Origin of the sequence: Pseudomonas sp. AB6 (assembly GCF_034314105.1) — a bacterium.
Lineage (GTDB): Bacteria > Pseudomonadota > Gammaproteobacteria > Pseudomonadales > Pseudomonadaceae > Aquipseudomonas.
The window spans coordinates 4,167,358-4,185,415 of record NZ_JAVIWJ010000001.1 but is presented as its reverse complement, the minus strand read 5'-3'; the positions used below and the strand labels follow the sequence as shown (position 1 = coordinate 4,185,415).

At 56.7% G+C, this 18,058-nt stretch carries 13 protein-coding genes; 8 read left to right on the top strand and 5 right to left on the bottom strand.

Annotated elements, in window-relative coordinates:
• Positions 1 to 6: 6 nt before the first annotated feature.
• From RGW60_RS19700 to rpmB, 4 genes are all read right to left on the bottom strand, one after another.
• Positions 7 to 1,152 carry an MFS transporter gene (locus RGW60_RS19700; protein ID WP_322206150.1) on the bottom strand — a complete coding sequence of 382 codons (1,146 nt, stop codon included), beginning with the start codon at positions 1,150 to 1,152 and terminating at the stop codon, positions 7 to 9.
• Positions 1,153 to 1,254: 102 nt separating this feature from the next.
• Positions 1,255 to 2,748, bottom strand: a complete 1,494-nt coding sequence (locus tag RGW60_RS19695; protein WP_322206149.1) for an aldehyde dehydrogenase — start codon at positions 2,746 to 2,748, stop codon at positions 1,255 to 1,257.
• A gap of 211 nt (positions 2,749 to 2,959) precedes the next feature.
• Complete coding sequence (gene rpmG, locus RGW60_RS19690) at positions 2,960 to 3,115, bottom strand: 50S ribosomal protein L33 (RefSeq protein ID WP_219063048.1); 156 nt, start codon at positions 3,113 to 3,115, stop codon at positions 2,960 to 2,962.
• An 11-nt stretch (positions 3,116 to 3,126) separates the two neighbouring features.
• Complete coding sequence (rpmB, locus tag RGW60_RS19685; protein WP_219063049.1) at positions 3,127 to 3,363, bottom strand: 50S ribosomal protein L28; 237 nt, start codon at positions 3,361 to 3,363, stop codon at positions 3,127 to 3,129.
• A gap of 361 nt (positions 3,364 to 3,724) precedes the next feature.
• On the opposite strand from rpmB, the gene RGW60_RS19680 reads away from it, so the two are divergent.
• Positions 3,725 to 5,314: an ABC transporter substrate-binding protein gene (locus RGW60_RS19680; RefSeq protein WP_322206148.1), complete on the top strand. Its 1,590-nt coding sequence runs from the start codon at positions 3,725 to 3,727 to the stop codon at positions 5,312 to 5,314.
• Positions 5,315 to 5,369: 55 nt separating this feature from the next.
• On the opposite strand, the gene radC is transcribed toward RGW60_RS19680, so the two are convergent.
• Positions 5,370 to 6,044, bottom strand: a complete 675-nt coding sequence (gene radC / locus RGW60_RS19675) for a RadC family protein (protein ID WP_322206147.1) — start codon at positions 6,042 to 6,044, stop codon at positions 5,370 to 5,372.
• A gap of 132 nt (positions 6,045 to 6,176) precedes the next feature.
• Between radC and coaBC the strand changes: the two genes are divergently transcribed.
• The 7 genes from coaBC (at position 6,177) to RGW60_RS19640 (ending at position 18,056) form a co-directional block, all read left to right on the top strand.
• Positions 6,177 to 7,385 (top strand): bifunctional phosphopantothenoylcysteine decarboxylase/phosphopantothenate--cysteine ligase CoaBC, encoded by a 1,209-nt coding sequence (gene coaBC, locus RGW60_RS19670; RefSeq protein WP_322206146.1) that lies wholly within the window; start codon positions 6,177 to 6,179, stop codon positions 7,383 to 7,385.
• A gap of 6 nt (positions 7,386 to 7,391) precedes the next feature.
• On the top strand, positions 7,392 to 7,847 hold the full coding sequence (gene dut / locus RGW60_RS19665; RefSeq protein WP_322206145.1) for a dUTP diphosphatase: 456 nt from the start codon (positions 7,392 to 7,394) through the stop codon (positions 7,845 to 7,847).
• A 114-nt stretch (positions 7,848 to 7,961) separates the two neighbouring features.
• Positions 7,962 to 10,565: a phosphomannomutase/phosphoglucomutase gene (locus tag RGW60_RS19660; RefSeq protein WP_407074124.1), complete on the top strand. Its 2,604-nt coding sequence runs from the start codon at positions 7,962 to 7,964 to the stop codon at positions 10,563 to 10,565.
• Positions 10,566 to 10,593: 28 nt separating this feature from the next.
• Positions 10,594 to 11,499: an acetylglutamate kinase gene (gene argB, locus RGW60_RS19655; protein ID WP_322206143.1), complete on the top strand. Its 906-nt coding sequence runs from the start codon at positions 10,594 to 10,596 to the stop codon at positions 11,497 to 11,499.
• A gap of 194 nt (positions 11,500 to 11,693) precedes the next feature.
• Complete coding sequence (tssI, locus tag RGW60_RS19650) at positions 11,694 to 13,778, top strand: type VI secretion system tip protein TssI/VgrG (protein ID WP_322206142.1); 2,085 nt, start codon at positions 11,694 to 11,696, stop codon at positions 13,776 to 13,778.
• Positions 13,775 to 14,656, top strand: coding sequence for a DUF4123 domain-containing protein (locus RGW60_RS19645; protein ID WP_322206141.1), 882 nt, complete (start codon positions 13,775 to 13,777; stop codon positions 14,654 to 14,656). The genes tssI and RGW60_RS19645 overlap by 4 nt, the downstream gene beginning before the upstream one ends.
• The gene (locus RGW60_RS19640; RefSeq protein WP_322206140.1) at positions 14,646 to 18,056 is read left to right on the top strand and encodes a T6SS effector BTH_I2691 family protein; all 3,411 of its coding nucleotides are present in this window, start codon (positions 14,646 to 14,648) and stop codon (positions 18,054 to 18,056) included. Before RGW60_RS19645 ends, RGW60_RS19640 begins: the two co-directional genes overlap by 11 nt.
• Positions 18,057 to 18,058 lie beyond the last annotated feature (2 nt).

The window sequence follows — 18,058 nt, the reverse complement described above, 5'->3', positions numbered from 1 at the left end:
TCGCCGCTAAGCCATCACCGGTTGCACGCCGAACGCACCGCGGCGCAGGGAAACAATCACCAGACCGAACGCACCGGCAGCCATCAAAAGAGGCAAGGCATGTCCACTGACCCACTGGCTGCCCGCACCCGCAGCCAAAGGCCCTAGCAGGCAACCAACGCCCCACAACTGGGCAACATGGGCGTTCGCCCGCACCAGTGCATCGTCACGGTAACGCTCGCCAATCAATATCAGCGACAAGGTAAATAGCCCGCCTGCACTGGCACCGAACAGCACCCATACTGGCCAAATCAATACGGTGTCGAGCAGCAACGGGATGGCCAGGCTCGATACCATCAACAGCAGTGCACAGCCGGAAAATAGCGTGCGCCGGGAAACACGGTCGGCCAATGCACCAATCGGCAGTTGCAATAGAGCATCGCCGACCACCACGGTACTGACCATGAACAATGAGGTTTCCGGCGTAAAGCCCTGTTGCAGGCAATAGATCGGCAGCAATGTCAGGATCATCGCTTCGAACGCGGCGAACAGCGCAATCGCCCACGCAATCGCTGGCAAGCCTCGGCAGAAACCAAACAGATCATTAAAGGTGACGCTGCACGCTTCGGTGCTGGGCGCGCCGGTTCGCCCCAGCAGCAACAGCGGAGAGACAACTAGCAACGCAGCGCCGACCCAAAAGCCGTAATCGGCCTCAGTACCGACCACACCCAACAGCAACGGGCCAGCGAGTTGGCTCAGGGCGTAACTGCTGCCGTAAAGCGCGACCAACCGACCGCGCCACCGCTCGACCACCAATTGGTTGATCCAGCTTTCGCCCAGAATAAAAACGATGGTCAGGATGACGCCGATCAATAGCCGCAACGCGACCCAAACGGCATAGCTCGGTAGTAAACCCAGCAACCCGATAGAGAGCGCTCCGCCCCATAAACACAATCGCATCAGCAGCGGCGTGCCGAAATGCGCAGCCAGGCGGCTGGCGACACTGGCGCCAACCAAAACACCGATAGCGGGCATCGCAGCCATGACGCCGATGGCAAACGCGCCGTAACCCCAGCTTTCCAGGCGCATGGACACCAGCGGCATGCTCACGCCCAGTGCTAATCCGACGCTGAGGACCGAAGCCAAAACAGCGAAATAAGTACCCCAACGCATTTTTATAGATCCGCAGGAGGTTCTCGCCAACAAGCTGGCTCCTACAGAGAATTGACCTGTAGAAGCCAGCTTGTTGACGAAGCGCCCAGCTCGATTTCGGAATTACAACTTGATCCAGGTCGCCTTCAATTCGGTGTACTTGTCGAACGCATGCAGGGATTTATCCCGGCCATTGCCCGATTGTTTGAAGCCACCAAACGGCGCCGTCATGTCGCCGCCATCGTATTGATTGACCCACACACTGCCGGCTCGCAGTGCCTTGGCGATCAGGTGGGCTTTCGACAGGTTGGAGGTCCAGACCCCAGCAGCCAGGCCATACGGCGTGTCGTTGGCAATCTGGATGGCCTCTTCAGCGGTGTCGAAGGCAATCACCGACAGCACCGGACCGAAAATTTCTTCCTGAGCAATTTTCATCGCGTTGCTCACGCCGTCAAAAATGGTCGGTTCGACGTAAGTACCGCCTGTTTCCTGCAAAATACGCTTGCCGCCCGCGACGAGCTTGGCGCCATCGGCATGACCGGACTCGATGTACGACAGCACGGTATTCATCTGCTGCGTATCGACCAGTGCCCCGACGGTGGTTTCCGGGTCCAGCGGATTACCCGGTTTCCAGGCTTTAAGGGCTTCGATCACCAACGGCAAAAACTGGTCTTTGATCGAACGCTCTACCAGCAGTCGCGAACCCGCCGTGCAGACTTCGCCCTGGTTGAATGCGATGGCGCCAGCCGCTGATTCGGCTGCGGCCTTCAAATCCGGCGCGTCGGCGAAGACGATGTTCGGGCTTTTACCGCCCGCTTCCAGCCATACGCGCTTCATATTCGACTCGCCCGAATAGATCAGCAGTTGCTTGGCGGTTCGGGTGGAGCCAGTGAACACCAACGTATCCACGTCCATGTGCAACGCCAACGCTTTGCCGACCGTGTGGCCATAACCGGGCACCACGTTGAGCACACCCGCAGGGATACCGGCTTCAACGGCCAATTGCGCTACACGAATGGCCGTCAGTGGGGATTTTTCGGACGGTTTGAGGATCACCGAATTACCGCTGGACAGCGCCGGGCCGAGTTTCCAGCAGGCCATCAATAACGGGAAGTTCCACGGCACGATAGCGGCGACGACGCCAATCGGCTCGCGTGTCACCAAGCCCAATTGATCGTGGGGCGTTGCAGCGACTTCGTCATAAATCTTATCGATCGCTTCGCCGCTCCAACTTAGCGCCTGAGCTGCCGCGGGAATATCGATGTTCAGCGCGTCATTGATCGGCTTGCCCATATCGAGGGTTTCAAGCAACGCCAGCTCTTCAACGTGCTCATTCAATAGGGCAGCAAAACGGATCATTGCAACTTTGCGTTTGACCGGCGCCAATCGCGACCACACGCCGGAGTTGAACGTTGCACGGGCGCTATCAACGGCACGCTGGGCATCGGCGGCGTCACAGCTGGCGACGTGTGCCAAGAGGCGGCCATCGACCGGGCTGACGCATTCGAAAGTGGCGCTGGAAACGGCGGCGGTGTATTCGCCATTGATGTAGGCGCGGCCTTCGATCTTCAGATCGCGAGCGCGTTGTTCCCAGTCAGCACGAGTCAGGGTGGTCATTCGAGTGTCCTCCTGTTGTATTTTTGAATACGGATGGCATCAGCCAAGGCAGTTGCCACCCTAAACCAAGTCAACCGGTTATTTCCAATATATTTGACACTTGGGAGCAAACGGTGAGCTCTTGTTCATTTTATTCAACATAAACCCAAAATTCAGACACAAAAAAGCCCGCCTTCTCAGGCGGGCTTTCTCGTAAAGAAGTAGAAATCAATTACTTGATTTTGGCTTCTTTGTAGATCACGTGCTTGCGAGCTACCGGATCGAATTTTTTGATTTCGATTTTATCCGGAGTAGTGCGCTTGTTCTTATCGGTGGTGTAGAAGTGGCCTGTGTTAGCGCTCGACACCAAACGGATCAATTCACGCATGACTTTCTCCCTTAGACCTTAGCGCCATTGGCGCGGATTTCGAGAAGAATGACATCAATGCCACGCTTGTCGATGATACGCATGCCTTTGGCAGATACGCGCAGACGCACGAAACGATTCTCGGACTCGACCCAGAAGCGGTGATGCTGCAGGTTCGGCAGGAAACGACGACGGGTTTTGTTGTTTGCGTGGGAAATGTTATTCCCGGTTACCGGACCCTTACCGGTAACTTGACATACTCTCGACATGCCTCAGCCCTCTAAAACCACATGCCCAACCCGGCATGGGTTGGCCGCTTAATCTCTCAGTTGGCGCCAGGCGCCGCGTTTCTTTAGGGGTCTTACCGGCTACACCTACAAACGAAGGAACCGGGCCCCTAGAAAAGAGCGCTGCTTTATATCAGAAACCCTGCAATGCAACAACAGTACATGCAGAATACCTTCTTCGTTTTGCCCTTTTACGGGCTTAAACGGTAGTCGGCACAGGCGATGGAAGCAAATCTACCGCTCGTCGAACCAGATGGATTGTCCTGCCCCCGCGCATAGTCTAGGGTAACTCCCTCACCAGACTGCGCCCGCAGATGGGGCAAAATCTGACAGGAATATAGCCATGCGCCTTGCTACCTTACCCCTTCTGCTCGCCCCGTTGCTATGCCCGTTATGGGCTCAGGCTGCGACTCAGCTCAGCGTTTGCACCGAAGCCAGCCCTGAAGGCTTTGACGTGGTGCAATACAACTCGCTGACCACCACCAACGCATCAGCCGATGTACTGATGAACCGCTTGGTGGAGTTCGACGCACAGAACGGCAAGGTGGTACCCAGCTTAGCCGAGCATTGGGACATTTCTGCGGACGGCCTGACTTACACATTTAAATTACGCTCCGGCGTGAAATTCCACCACACCGATTATTTCAGCCCGACCCGAGATCTGACGGCCGACGACGTGCTGTTCAGCTTTCAACGTATGCTTGATCCGGCTAACCCCTGGCACAAAATCGCTCAAAGCGGCTTCCCACATGCCCAATCGATGCAGCTGCCAGCGCTGATCAAAAACATTGAGGCGCCTGATGAGCACACGGTCCGCTTTACCCTCGACCACCCGGACTCGACCTTCCTGGCGACATTGAGCATGGGCTTTGCTTCGATCTACTCTTCCGAGTACACCGCGCAACTGCTCAAGGCCGGCACCCCGGAAAAACTCAACAGCGAACCCATCGGCACCGGCCCTTTCATCTTCAAGCGCTTCCAGCGAGACGCTGTGGTGCGTTACGAAGCCAACCCGGACTATTTTGGCGGCAAGCCGGGCGTTGATGCGCTGGTTTTTGCGATTACCCCGGATGCCAACGTTCGGCTGCAAAAAATTCGTCAGAACGAATGCCAGATCGCTCTATCGCCCAAGCCGCTTGATATTCAAGCCGCCCGAACTGACCCCCAATTGAAAGTCGAGGAAAACGCGGCGTTCATGACCGCTTTCGTAGCAATCAACACTCAACACCCGCCGCTGGATAAACCGGAAGTACGTCAGGCGCTCAATTTGGCGTTTGACAAAGAGACTTACCTAAAAGCCGTATTTCAAGGCACCGCAAAAGCCGCCAGTGGTATTTATCCAGCCAATACCTGGAGCTACGCCAAAAACCTGCCCGGCTATGCCTACGACCCTGCCAAAGCTCGCCAACTGCTGGCCAAAGCCGGGTTAAACGACGGCTTCAAAACCACGATCTGGACGCGACCATCGGGTAGCTTGTTGAACCCGAACCCGAGCCTGGGCGCGCAGTTATTACAAAACGACTTGGCCAAAGTCGGGATTACAGCCGAGATTAAAGTCATTGAGTGGGGCGAGCTGATTCGTCGCGCGAAAGCGGGCGAGCATGACCTGTTATTCATGGGGTGGGCGGGCGATAACGGCGACCCAGACAACTTCTTGACCCCACAATTTTCGTGCGCCGCGGTGATCTCAGGGACTAACTTTGCCCGCTATTGCGATAAGGGCCTGGATAAGCTCATCAGCGACGGCAAAGCCGGTAGCGATCAGGCACAACGCAGTGCTCTGTATCAGCAAGCGCAAGCGTACATCCAACAACAAGCACTTTGGCTACCCTTGGCGCACCCTACTGCTGCGGTGCTGACCCGAAAAAACGTACAGGGTTATCAGGTCAGTCCGTTCGGACGCCAAGACTTTGCCCACGTCACGCTGAAGTAATTCTCAGGGCCATCTCTGAAGCTCAGGCCGCGCCAGCCAGCGCGGCCTGAGGGCGTCACATCAAACCGGCTTCCGCCATGGACAGCGGCTCACCGTCACCGATGATGAAATGATCGAGCACTTGAACGTCGATCAATCCCAACGCCTTTTTCAACAGTACGGTCAGGTTTTGATCTGCCTGACTGGGATCGGTGATGCCTGATGGATGGTTATGGCACAGAATGACTGCCGCCGCGTTGTTCGCCAGCGAGCGCTTGACCACCTGGCGCGGGTGAACTTCGGCACACTTAATAGAGCCGTGGAACAACACCTCGAACGCCAAAACCCGATGCTTGGCGTCGAGAAACAGACACCCGAAGACCTCGTGCGGCTCATGCCTCACCATCGCCTTCAGGTATTCGCGCACGTCCCGAGGATTGTGCAGGCTTGGGTCACGCTTCAGGCGCTCAGCCATGTGCCGCCGGGACATTTCTATCACCGCTTGTAACTGCGCGAACTTGGCGGGCCCCAATCCCAGCTCCTGGCTGAAGGTTTTAAGGTCCGCTTCCAGTAACGCTCTCAAGCTCCCGAATTGCTTCAACAAGTGTCGGGCAAGGTCCACAGCGCTTTTTCCGGTCACGCCGGTGCGTAAAAATATGGCCAACAGCTCAGCATCAGAAAGACTTGCCGAACCCAGCTCAAGCAGCTTCTCCCGTGGGCGTTCCGCCACGGGCCAATCTCGAATACTCATAACACCTCCATGTGTGTGGGCCCCGCTGTTCCGGTGCGGTCGCTGTGCTATCTTAGCCCATCTTTTTTGCGCGGCGACTTGGCCTGGGGAGGCGTCATCGCCGTTGCGATCACTCGACTAAAAGGCAGGCCTATGCAGCGGCTGTATCGGAAACGCATTGTTCTAGGCGTCGGCGGCGGCATTGCTGCCTACAAGAGCGCCGAACTGGTCCGTCGGTTACTCGATCAGGGCGCGGAAGTGCGTGTTGTCATGACCCGCGGCGGCAGTGAATTTATCACCCCCCTAACCATGCAAGCTTTGTCCGGCAATCCCGTGCACATGGACTTGCTAGACCCGGCCGCTGAAGCTGCCATGGGTCATATCGAACTGGCGAAATGGGCCGATCTGGTGTTGATTGCGCCCGCCACGGCGGACCTTATTGCACGCTTGGCCCAAGGTTTGGCCAATGACCTTTTGACCACTGTCGTGCTGGCAACTGACGCCCCGGTTGCGTTGGCACCTGCGATGAATCAAGCAATGTGGCGCGACCCGGCCACCCAGGCCAATACCCGGCTACTCGAAGATCGCGGCATGCGTATGTTCGGCCCGGCCTCAGGCAGCCAAGCCTGTGGTGATGTCGGTTTTGGCCGGATGCTCGAAGCCAATGACCTCGCGCTGTGCGCCGCTGAATGTTTCCGCCGCGAATCGTTGACCGGCAAACATGTCTTGATCACCGCCGGCCCGACTCAGGAAAACATCGATCCTGTGCGTTACATCACCAACCACAGCTCGGGCAAGATGGGTTTTGCCTTAGCTGAAGCGGCAGTCGAAGCGGGCGCCCGCGTAACGTTGATTACCGGCCCGGTGAACCTGCAAACGCCTGATCGCGTCACCCGAATCGACGTGGTCAGTGCCCGCGACATGCTCGCTGCCTGTGAGGCGGCGATCCCCTGCGACCTGTTTATCGCCTCTGCTGCCGTGGCGGATTACAGGCCAGAAGTCGTCGCGCCGCATAAACTCAAGAAAGACCCCGCCACCGGCGACGGCTTACTGTTGCAGATGGTTCGTAACCCAGACATTCTCGCGACCATTGCGGGCCGCCCGGACCGCCCCTTCAGTGTCGGCTTTGCTGCCGAAACCGAACATTTGCTCGACTACGCCGCCCGTAAGCTTAAGGACAAAAACCTTGATCTGATCGTCGCCAACGATGTTGCCAACCCCAGCATCGGCTTTAACAGCGAAGAAAATGCGTGCAGCGTCATCGACCGTGCGCTGCACGAAACTATTTTTGCTCAGACCAGTAAAGGCAAGATTGCCCGCCAGCTGATCACCTTCATCGCCGACCGTCTGAACCAGGTTTAATTACGTATGCATGCCCTACAAGCCAAAATCCTCGACCCACGCATTGGCAGTGATTTCCCTCTTCCCGCGTACGCCACCACAGGCTCCGCAGGTCTTGATCTGCGCGCAATGCTTAAGGAAGACACTGTCATAGAACCAGGTCAGACCTTATTGATCCCCACTGGCCTGTCGATCTACATCGGTGACCCAGGCTTGGCAGCGCTGATTTTGCCCCGCTCCGGACTGGGTCATAAGCACGGCATTGTGCTGGGCAATCTGGTCGGCTTGATCGACTCCGACTACCAAGGGGAGCTCATGGTTTCGTGCTGGAATCGGGGCCAAACTGCTTTCAAGATGTCCGTGGGCGAACGTCTTGCTCAGTTAGTCTTGGTGCCTGTAGTCCAGGCCCACTTCGAGCTGGTAGACGAGTTCGACGAAAGCCAGCGCGGCGCAGGCGGCTTCGGACATTCCGGCAGCCACTAAAAGCTTGGCTAGATAACCACTTGAGCTTGCCCCGATCGCTTGCGATTCGCACTGCGCGAAATCGGATCAGGAACAATACGTTGCCATTCAGGTTGAATATGGGGGAGAGGTTATTTGAAGGGTCTTAACCGTAGAGCCAAAACAAGCGGCACCTCGAATCCCGTAATCGATGATCCGTTAATGGCTCGCCCACGTTTTTTTTCACTTGGTCTTGTTTCGGTGGTCATCAGCTTGATCGCCGCCAGCGTGCTGCTGTGGTGGGCGCTTTCCAACCATTCCCAGCAGCAACCTCAGCCTGGCGAAGCTTGGGGCTCCAGCCAAGCCTCAGCACTCGGCGCGGCGCTTAAGCAATTGAATGCAGAAACCCAGGCCGCCGCGCTTGATGGCAAGCTGACTCAGGTACTGCAAAGTAACGATGTCTCTGCGATCGGCGACGCCCAAACCCAGTTGAGTTTTCGCAGCGGTGTGGTCGGGGCTCGACTCAGTCATACGGGCTTGACAGAGGTGAACACGCAAGGTCCGGTGCCAGTGAGTTTCGCCACGCTGGACATGCTCAACAAAACTACCCAAGGCCAGACTCCGCCGCCCGAGGCGCACAAAATAGGTAACCGGTGGTTGGTTTACAGTGCAGCCCCGCTGCGCGCTACCCCGAATGCCCCCGTCACCGGCACATTGCTACTGGCATTCGATCTGCAACGGGTATTAAACGCTTTGCCAATGCTACCTGCCGAGGTCGGTGAGGTGAAAGTGACCCAGCAATTCGGCTCCGGTCCTGGGCAGGTCTTGCTACTGCGCGGCCAACCTTTTGGTGCAGCGCAAATGTTCGACACCGGTCAGCTCAACTGGAAGCTTGAATTCTCAGCAGGTCCGGCACTCGACGTAGGGACGCCATGGTTAATGTTGTGCTTGGCCGTGGTACTTGCGTTTATCGGCGCAGCGTTCGGGCTATATCTTAATGATAGAGCACTGCACCGACGCATTAGTGCCGATGCCCGACAGTTAGACCAACTGCTTCAAGAACTCTCGGGCGGAAAAGCCGTCAAAGCGTTCGGCTTGAGTCTTCCAGCGCTAAATGGCCTTGCGCAGAGTCTTGCGCGATTTTCGATGCGCAGCGCCTCTCCGGTGATAGGGGCAAACGCAGCTCAAGAGACCTCAAACGCAAAGGCCAGCTCTGAGACAGTGAATGCCGCAGCGACGACCCAAACCGAGGCCTTGCATGCCGAGTGGGTTGATCCGCTGTTCCAAGACACCGATATTCTCGATATCGACATCCTCGACGAAAACCAGGACTTCCTGAGAATGGAGCACCCCCAGATCATGAGCAGCCTAGCAACCGTAGCTCCAGCATTTCCTGACAGCATTTTCCGCGCCTACGACATTCGCGGCGTTGTTGGCGAAACCCTTAGCGCACAAACAGCTTACTGGATCGGGCGCGCAATCGGCTCAGAAAGCCTGGCCAAGAATGAACCCCACGTATCTGTAGGCCGCGACGGCCGTTTGTCTGGACCTGAGCTGGTACAGCAATTGATTCAGGGTTTATATGACAGCGGCTGCCATGTCAGCGACATCGGGCTCGTGCCAACTCCGGCCCTTTACTACGCCGCCAACGTGCTGGCAGGTAAATCGGGCGTCATGCTGACCGGTAGCCACAACCCGTCAAACTACAACGGCTTCAAGATCGTCATTGCTGGCGACACCTTGGCCAATGAACAGATCCAGGCGTTGCATACCCGCCTAAAAACCAACGACCTGACCACGGGCACGGGCAACGTCGAAAAGATCGAAATCCTTGAATCTTATTTCAAGGAAATCACTAAAGACGTAGTGCTCGCCCGGCGCATGAAAGTCGTGGTCGATTGCGGCAACGGCGCGGCGGGCGTCATCGCTCCGCAGTTGATCGAAGCTCTGAATTGCGAAGTCATCCCGCTGTTTTGCGATGTTGACGGCAACTTCCCGAACCATCACCCCGATCCAGGCAAACCGGAAAACCTGGTTGACTTGATCGCCAAAGTTAAAGAAACCGGGGCCGACCTGGGCTTGGCGTTCGACGGCGACGGTGATCGCGTTGGGGTCGTAACCAACACCGGGGCCATCGTGTTTCCTGACCGTTTGCTGATGTTGTTTGCCAAGGATGTGGTGTCCCGCAATCCTGGTGCCGATATCATTTTTGACGTCAAATGCACCCGACGCCTCACGCCATTGATTCTTGAATACGGCGGCCGCCCGGTGATGTGGAAAACCGGTCACTCGCTGATCAAAAAGAAAATGCGTGAGAGCGGCGCATTGCTGGCCGGTGAAATGAGCGGCCACATCTTCTTCAAAGAGCGCTGGTTTGGTTTTGACGATGGTATTTACAGCGCTGCGCGTCTGCTGGAAATCCTCAGCCAGGAAAAAGGCACCGCAGACGAAGTGTTCGCCACCTTTCCGAACGATATTTCCACCCCGGAAATCAATATCGATGTGACTGACCTGACCAAGTTCAGCATCATTGAAACCTTGCAACGCGACGCTCAGTGGGGCCAAGAAGCCAAGCTGACCAGCATCGACGGCGTCCGCGTGGATTACCCGAAAGGTTGGGGTCTGGTGCGTGCCTCGAACACCACGCCGGTTTTGGTATTGCGCTTCGAAGCCGATACCGAAGCTGAACTGCAACGAATCAAAGACGTGTTTCATGCCCAACTAAAGAACGTCGCACCTGATCTAGAATTACCGTTTTGACCGACCCTAAGTCTCCCTGGAGCCCTGAATGACCCTCGAACGTGATGCCGCTGCCAACGTCGCCAAGGTTTTGTCCGAAGCGTTGCCTTACATTCGCCGATTCGTTGGCAAGACGCTGGTGATCAAATACGGCGGCAATGCCATGGAAAGCGACGAGCTGAAAACCGGCTTTGCGCGCGACATCGTGCTGATGAAAGCGGTCGGCATCAACCCGGTAGTGGTTCACGGTGGCGGCCCGCAGATCGGCGACTTGCTCAAGCGACTGTCGATCGAAAGCCACTTCATCGACGGTATGCGTGTGACCGATGCGCAAACCATGGACGTGGTGGAGATGGTGCTGGGCGGCCAGGTCAACAAAGACATCGTTAACCTGATCAACCGCCATGGCGGCAGCGCCATCGGCCTGACCGGCAAAGACGCTGAGCTGATTCGTGCGCGCAAACTCACGGTTACCCGACAGACGCCTGACATGACCAAACCAGAAATCATCGACATCGGCCAGGTCGGCGAAGTTGTCGGCGTAAATACCGACCTGCTGAACATGCTGGTCAAGGGTGATTTCATCCCGGTCATCGCACCGATTGGTGTCGGTCCAGACGGCGAGTCTTACAACATCAACGCCGATCTGGTGGCCGGTAAAGTAGCCGAAGCCCTCAAGGCCGAAAAGCTGATATTGCTGACCAACATCGCTGGCTTGATGAACAAACAGGGTGAAGTACTGACTGGGTTGACCACCGAGCAAGTGGACCACCTGATAGCCGATGGCACCATCTACGGCGGCATGCTGCCGAAGATTCGCTGCGCGCTGGAAGCGGTTCAGGGCGGGGTCAACAGCTCGCACATCATCGACGGCCGCGTGCCAAATGCCGTGTTGCTGGAGATCTTTACCGACAGCGGCGTGGGCACTCAGATTACCAATCGCAAGCGTCATTGATGGGTTAGTTGGTTGAGACCAGAAGCCTCGTCCAGGGTTATGCCGGGACGGGGCTTTTTTGTCGACCGAAATCCGTAAGACCAACCTTACTTGTGCGCAGGACATGTCCTACGCAACGCGTGGGATGCGCCCGATAGGCGTCGCCGATTCAGTCCTGCAGAGTTGCCGCATCTTTTGATGCGGAGACTCTGCCAATGCCTCAGACCACTTACCCGACCTTCACCCTAAGCATCAAAGGTCTTGAAGATCCTCGCTTGCAGGTGCTTGCGTTCGAGGGCGCCGAGGCCGTCAGCACGCCCTACGCCGTTACCGTCGAACTGGTCAGCCGGGCGGGGGATATTGAGCTTTCGGACCTGCTGCACAAGGCGGCTTTTCTCAGTTTCGGCCCGGACGGCGAAGGTCTGCATGGGCACATCCACTCGATCCATAAAAGCAACTCCGGCGCGCGGCTGACACACTACGTCGCGGTGCTGAAACCCTATCTGGCGTATTTGGAACACAGCAGCCACCGCCGCTCGTTCCAACAGATGAGCGTGCCCGCGATCATCCTTGAGGTATTGAAGGAGCATGGGCTGTTTGACGGCCTGGATGTGCAGTTCCACGGTGACGTGAGCCGCGCCACGCCACGTGAATACTGCGTTCAGTACGACGAAAGCGACCTGCACTTCGTGAATCGACTGTGCGAAGAAGACGGCTGGTTTTATCGTTTCGAGCATTCGGCCGACGGCCATCGGTTGATTTTCGCCGATGACGAAGGGATGTTTCCCCATAAAGCAAAGGTGGCGCTGCCGTTCAAACCGTTGAACGGCATGGTGCCCGAAACGTATTCGATCCATGAGTTTGGCGTGCGCTTGGCGGCGCGCACCAGCCATGTGGTGCATCGGGATTACGATTTCCAGAAAGCCGGTTCTCTACTGGAAATTTCGAGAAAGCCCTGGCCAACCCAAGCCCAAGCGCAAAGGGGTGAAGTCCTGCGTGTCGAGCCGAAACTTGAGCATTACGTCTATCCGGGGCATTTTCTGGAGGACGATCACGGCAAAAAACTATCCACCCACGACCTGCAACGGCATCGCACTGATTTTCAACTGGCTGATGGCACCAGCGATCAACCGCTGTTGCGCAGCGGGACGGTGATCCAGCTAGAAAAGCATCCGCAGTTCAAATGGAATAACCCGTGGGTGCTGATTTCGATCCGACACGAAGGACGCCAGCCGCAGGTGTTGGAGGAATTGGGCGCGGATGTTCCGGTCGCCGCCGGAAAAATCCCTCAGGGGTATCGGAATTCCTTTACCGCCATTCCGGAAACGATCCAGTTTCGTCCCGCCTTGCGCCATCCCAAACCGCTGATCCACAGCACCCAAACCGCCAAGGTCACGGGTCCTGAAGGCGAAGAAATTCACTGCGATAAATTCGGCCGGGTGAAGGTCAAGTTTCACTGGGATCGCCGCGAACCGGATGACGAAACCAGCAGTTGCTGGGTGCGGGTGGCATCAAGCTGGGCAGGCAACAGTTATGGCGCGGTGACCCTGCCTCGGGTCGGCATGGAGGTGTTGGTTTCTTATCTGGAAGGCGACGCCGACCGGCCAATTGTCATGGGCTGTTTGCCGAACAGCCGAAATCCAGTGCCTTACGAGTTACCGGCGAACAAAACCAAAAGCGTGTTCCGCAGCCGCAGTTCCACGGCCAGTCAGGGCTTTAACGAAGTCTCTTTTGAAGATCGCGATGGCGCTGAGTTGGTCTACCTGCGTGCCCAACGCGACATGGAGCAACTGGTTCAGAACGACAGCCGCTTGGAAGTGCGTGGCCAGCGCTTGGAAACGATCAAGGGTGGCAGCGTTTCAGTGATGGAAGCCGAACATCACCAAACTGTCAGCGGCGACCGCAAAGTGCAGTTGTCGGCGGGTGATCACCTACACGTCACGGGTGCGAGCCACACCCGAGTCACCGAAGGGCTGTCTGTAGAGGCGGGTCAAGAGGTGCACCTCATGGCAGGCGTCAACTTGATCATTGATGCCGGTACCACCCTGACACTGGAAGCGGGCGGACAGCACCTTTTCCTCAGCCCTGCGGGCATATTTTCCAGCGTACCGATCCTGCTGGGTGGCGTTCCTCTGCCGGGAACACCGGCTGTGCCGTTGCCACCCGAGGGCGTAGACGCTCTGGGCGCCGACGTTATTCCACCGGTCACGCCGATTTCAGCGCCGGCCATCGAGCAGCTCTTGGAGCAGGCACCTCCCCATTGCGAAGTCTGTGAAATGGAAGAGGACAAGGCGCCATGAGCAGCCCTGAGCATGCCAACTACCTGCTGATCGATGGAGCGCTACGTCCGGGCGCGCTGGTTGAGCGACTCAAGGACGATCAGTCCGCGCAGGCCAATCCGCTGTACTCGGGGGGCCGCTGGAGTGAACTACGCGACCAGGGACCGATTCTGATCCAGCTGGACGCGGACAGCCGGCTCGTCTCGCAATGGCTCAATGAACCTCGCAAGCAACAAGATTCAACGTTGCTGTACAGCACGAAGCCGCTGAACGTCGTGGCCAACCATCTGCGGCAATTCATTTGCCCCCCCGACGCATGGGGCGGCAACGGCTTGCTGCGGTTTTCCGATCCCTTGGTCGCGTCTTTTTGGCTGTCGAGCTTCTCGGACTCACAACTGGCTGAACGGCTGGGGCCTATCGAACACTGGTGGGTAGGCCGTCCGACACACAGCTGGCAAGAACCGTCTCCACGTTCCTGGCAGAGGTTTAGCCGAGTTGAAGCCCAATCGTCGTGGACGCCGAACGTTGCCTTTCTCGACTATCCACAGCTGGCAGCGCTTGCACGGGCGCAACGCTGGCAGCTGGAGGACCGTTTTTACCAGTGGTTAAACAGCCGCCGCCCCGACTCTTTTGCAGCCATGAACAATCAGCAAACATCGGACTGGATGCAAACAACGATCGATAGCGGGCTTGCCTGGGGATTGTTCACCGAACGTGGACTGATCATTTGGGCCGAAATAAGCCTGGACATGGGCTCCGACTTTGCAGATCAAAGGGACGGCCGCTATCAAACCTGGCTTGACCGCGACCCCGAGCATCCGGGCCTGTCACCCGAGTTGCGTATCAAAGCATTCGACATTTTTCGCCATATGCACAGGGACTTCATTCATGCTCGCTAAAACCGGCAATCTGCAAGAACGGCGCGACGCTCTGTTCACTGATACGCCAGCGGCGGCCAAAGCGTCATGCCCGTTCAAAAACCCTGAAATCGCCATCGTGCCGATGCGCTACGCCTTGGATCGCTCGCATTACGACGTCGATCCCGCCGCGCTCACCCCGCTGAGCCCACGCGGAAAATGGGCCTGTTTACCCTCGCTAAAAACCCGCACCTACACCCTGCGCCAACTGCGTGAGGGTTATGTTTATGTCTTTGATGAAACCGCCAACACTCTGCACGAGTACGAATATTCGGCGGTTACCGCCCTCCTCACGCGCATCCTTTGGGACGAGTCCGAGACCGGTTTGGATCAACGTTCTAATTCAAACAGAGGCATTCGCCAGACACACTTGCTTTACCCGCGCAGCCATCAACTGTACATCGCCTTTTCGCCCCAGCAATGGACCTGGCGCACGTGTGAGCATTTGCGTTCCCACGCCAAGGATCGCGCACAGTGGATGCAGCCGCTGGACCTGAAAGATTACAGCCGCAGCCTGTCGGTGCCCCACGCTCTGCCGTTGATGCAATTGGCGAAGAAAGCTGTAGCGGACATCGATGCCTGGCCGATTGCCCACGACGGTCGTTTTGCCGATTCGGCCCATCCACCCAAGGCCATCGGCGGCCTTGGTGAAACCCGACACCAGGTACCACTGGCCGCCGATGTGATCTGGACCGGCACCGTCGACGACAAATTCAGTTCAGTGCTTATCGCTCTCAACGACCCCTTGGCAGTGATGGAAGACCTCGGCATGCAACTGGCCGCCGACCAAGCCGCCCTTCAGGAATGGCAGGACGAGCACGGGCACAAGCTTGGTATTGCCGGGATCGTCGAGCAACTCTGCGGCGCCGGCAGCGATCGATCACTGCTCCCCAAGTCGGCGCTCAAGGATGAAAGCGCGACCCGGGAGTATGTCGCCCTGGCTGAACAATACTTCGAACAACTCAAACTTGAGGAAGACGCGGGTGCCATGACCCCAGGCACCGGCTTGATCCTTGGATTGAACGGCTTGCCATCCACCGATATCGGCAATCAGATCTATTGGAAATTCCACAGTCGGCCCGACCCCAAGCTGCGTGAAAGTTGGGAGAATCGTCACAAGTGGCGCCTGCAAGCCGATCATGTTGCGGCACGCAGCTTTGCCGAAACCCAGCAGCCCCGGCGTGATGCCCTGCGCCAGCAGCTCTCAAAAACCCAGCACGACCTCAGGACGTGGGCCGAGCACATTGGCACCGAACCGCTAAAACTGTTCGTTGACACCACCCACCCCGACAGCCTGCTTTACCTGCAAAGCCTTATCGCGGGCCTGCTGGAAATTCTCGGCCAGGACCTGACGACCTCGCACTGGATGATGGAAGAAGAACTGCACGCCAAATCCCTGTTCGGCGTCGCCCGCTTCGGCTTTTCCGTCGGCCTCAAAGCCGCTTTCGATGCGCAAGTTAACGACCTGATCCAAGACCATAACGATATCAATGGGCTGTTCAGTCGTGCCAGCGAACTGAACGCGTTGCTGGGCCACGACGCCATCGCCAGCCACCCGTGGATGAAGGCCCTGAGCGAACCGATTCAAAACACCTTCACGGCGATGGGCGATCTGGTCAAAGGCGCTGGCAAACACGTTCTGGAGAAAACCCTGCTCGCCTTATTGGCTGCGGACAGCCGTTTGGCCAGTGGGAAAAGTCCGCACTTGGGCGCCCTGCTGCGCAACCTGGCCATCGGCAATTTCCTGATGGGACATCCCAATGTACTCAAGTCCGTCCCTGACTTTGCCAAACGCCTCATGCAGTGGAAACAGGAGATGAACCAATTACGCGCTGGGTTAAACGGCGCCCAGTATCGCTTCACCTACCAACGCGACACCTACAACGCCCGCAGCCTGGGCCGCGCCGTGGCTGACGCGGACAACGCCCTCAAAGTCCATGCTCTAAAACTACCGCTGTTGTTTGAGTTCGAACAATCGCCGTACCTCAAATCCATCCAGGAAGGCATCGCTTCCTCCCTCGCCCGCGGCGGCCTCGCTGCCGATAATTGGCTCAACGGAGTCCGCGCGTGGAGCGAAAAACGCGGCCTCAACGCTGGAGCGTTTACCTACGCCGTGATCATTTCCAACTTGATTAATACCGCACTGGTTTATCGCGACCTGTCGAAAGATGGGGAGTTGAGTGAGAAGGACTGGGTGAAGCTGACATCGGCCGCGGCGTACACCGGCAGTGCGTTGATGGGATTGTTTGTGGAGACGAAGTGGGGGGGGATGAAGGATTTGAGTACGGTTGTTCATGGAGAAACTTTTGGAATCACAGACAAGCCTGCTAGTTACTGGAAAAATGTAAAACCAGGGTGGGGAACGCTCATACGCGGTTTCGGTGCTCGACTGGTGGGATTGGGTGCATTCACTTTGGTGGCGACGCTCACCGAGACCTGGGACATTTCAGATGACATCAAAAGCACACATTCGTTAACCGATAAAAATCTGCTGAGATTTAAATACGGAGCAGTTTTGGGAATGTTGGCGATCGGGGTTCTACAATTAGGTGCCGGACTACTTGCAGTAGCGGGCAACCCATTGCTTTTGCCGCTAGCCATGAATCCATTCACCGCATGGGCCGCGCTTGCAATGGGTTTAATTTATCTTGCGACCACGCTCACGCTCAACTACCTGAAACGCGATGCCGTAGGCCAATGGCTACGTATGGGCTCTTGGTCGCGTTTCCCAGAAGAACGCCTACCTCAAACATTATTGAGCGATACAGAGGAGTACCGATCTTTTCTCGAGATACAACTGAGCCCAACACTTCACGTCAAACCAACATACACGTTCATCGAGCGATACTCTTATAAACAAGGTCATCAAAAGATTCCACTTCAGAACGGCGCGTGGGTCCAGTTACATCTCCCCGCAGAACTTCAAGGATCAGTGGTTCAAGTCAATTTGATAGCGAGCCATCAACCGTATTACGTGGGCATGGTTAAGAAACTTGGTAAGTCGTTGAAAGAAGAATTCATCGATAATGGCTACATAATTGACCCGTCACTACTAGGCAAAACGCCTAACGAGAACGGGCCCACAAAGGCAGAAGATGTCTACCACCCCGTTTCCGAGAACAGCGCGGGCATTATCTGGCAAACATGGGTTCCACTAGAAGTGGATGCTCAGTTTGTTGAAGTTCAAGTCTGGTACCCTATGGAAGTTATGGCCGCAGCCGAGGGGGATAGAGGATATCGATTCCAGTTAGAGTTGGAAGAGAAAGGCGTTACTGATGAGAAAGATACACTTGTGAGCAGCTTGAATACTAACAGCATACAAGTTCAAACGCTGGGCGGTCGAGAAAAAGCAATCACTATTGCAATACCAGGAGCGGAATGAAC

Coding starts and splice junctions, on each gene's coding strand:
- RGW60_RS19700 (WP_322206150.1), bottom strand. CDS start 1,152: ATGCGTTGGGGTACTTATTTCGCTGTTTTGGCTTCGGTCCTCAGCGTC.
- RGW60_RS19695 (WP_322206149.1), bottom strand. CDS start 2,748: ATGACCACCCTGACTCGTGCTGACTGGGAACAACGCGCTCGCGATCTG.
- rpmG (WP_219063048.1), bottom strand. CDS start 3,115: ATGCGTGAATTGATCCGTTTGGTGTCGAGCGCTAACACAGGCCACTTC.
- rpmB (WP_219063049.1), bottom strand. CDS start 3,363: ATGTCGAGAGTATGTCAAGTTACCGGTAAGGGTCCGGTAACCGGGAAT.
- RGW60_RS19680 (WP_322206148.1), top strand. CDS start 3,725: ATGCGCCTTGCTACCTTACCCCTTCTGCTCGCCCCGTTGCTATGCCCG.
- radC (WP_322206147.1), bottom strand. CDS start 6,044: ATGAGTATTCGAGATTGGCCCGTGGCGGAACGCCCACGGGAGAAGCTG.
- coaBC (WP_322206146.1), top strand. CDS start 6,177: ATGCAGCGGCTGTATCGGAAACGCATTGTTCTAGGCGTCGGCGGCGGC.
- dut (WP_322206145.1), top strand. CDS start 7,392: ATGCATGCCCTACAAGCCAAAATCCTCGACCCACGCATTGGCAGTGAT.
- argB (WP_322206143.1), top strand. CDS start 10,594: ATGACCCTCGAACGTGATGCCGCTGCCAACGTCGCCAAGGTTTTGTCC.
- tssI (WP_322206142.1), top strand. CDS start 11,694: ATGCCTCAGACCACTTACCCGACCTTCACCCTAAGCATCAAAGGTCTT.
- RGW60_RS19645 (WP_322206141.1), top strand. CDS start 13,775: ATGAGCAGCCCTGAGCATGCCAACTACCTGCTGATCGATGGAGCGCTA.
- RGW60_RS19640 (WP_322206140.1), top strand. CDS start 14,646: ATGCTCGCTAAAACCGGCAATCTGCAAGAACGGCGCGACGCTCTGTTC.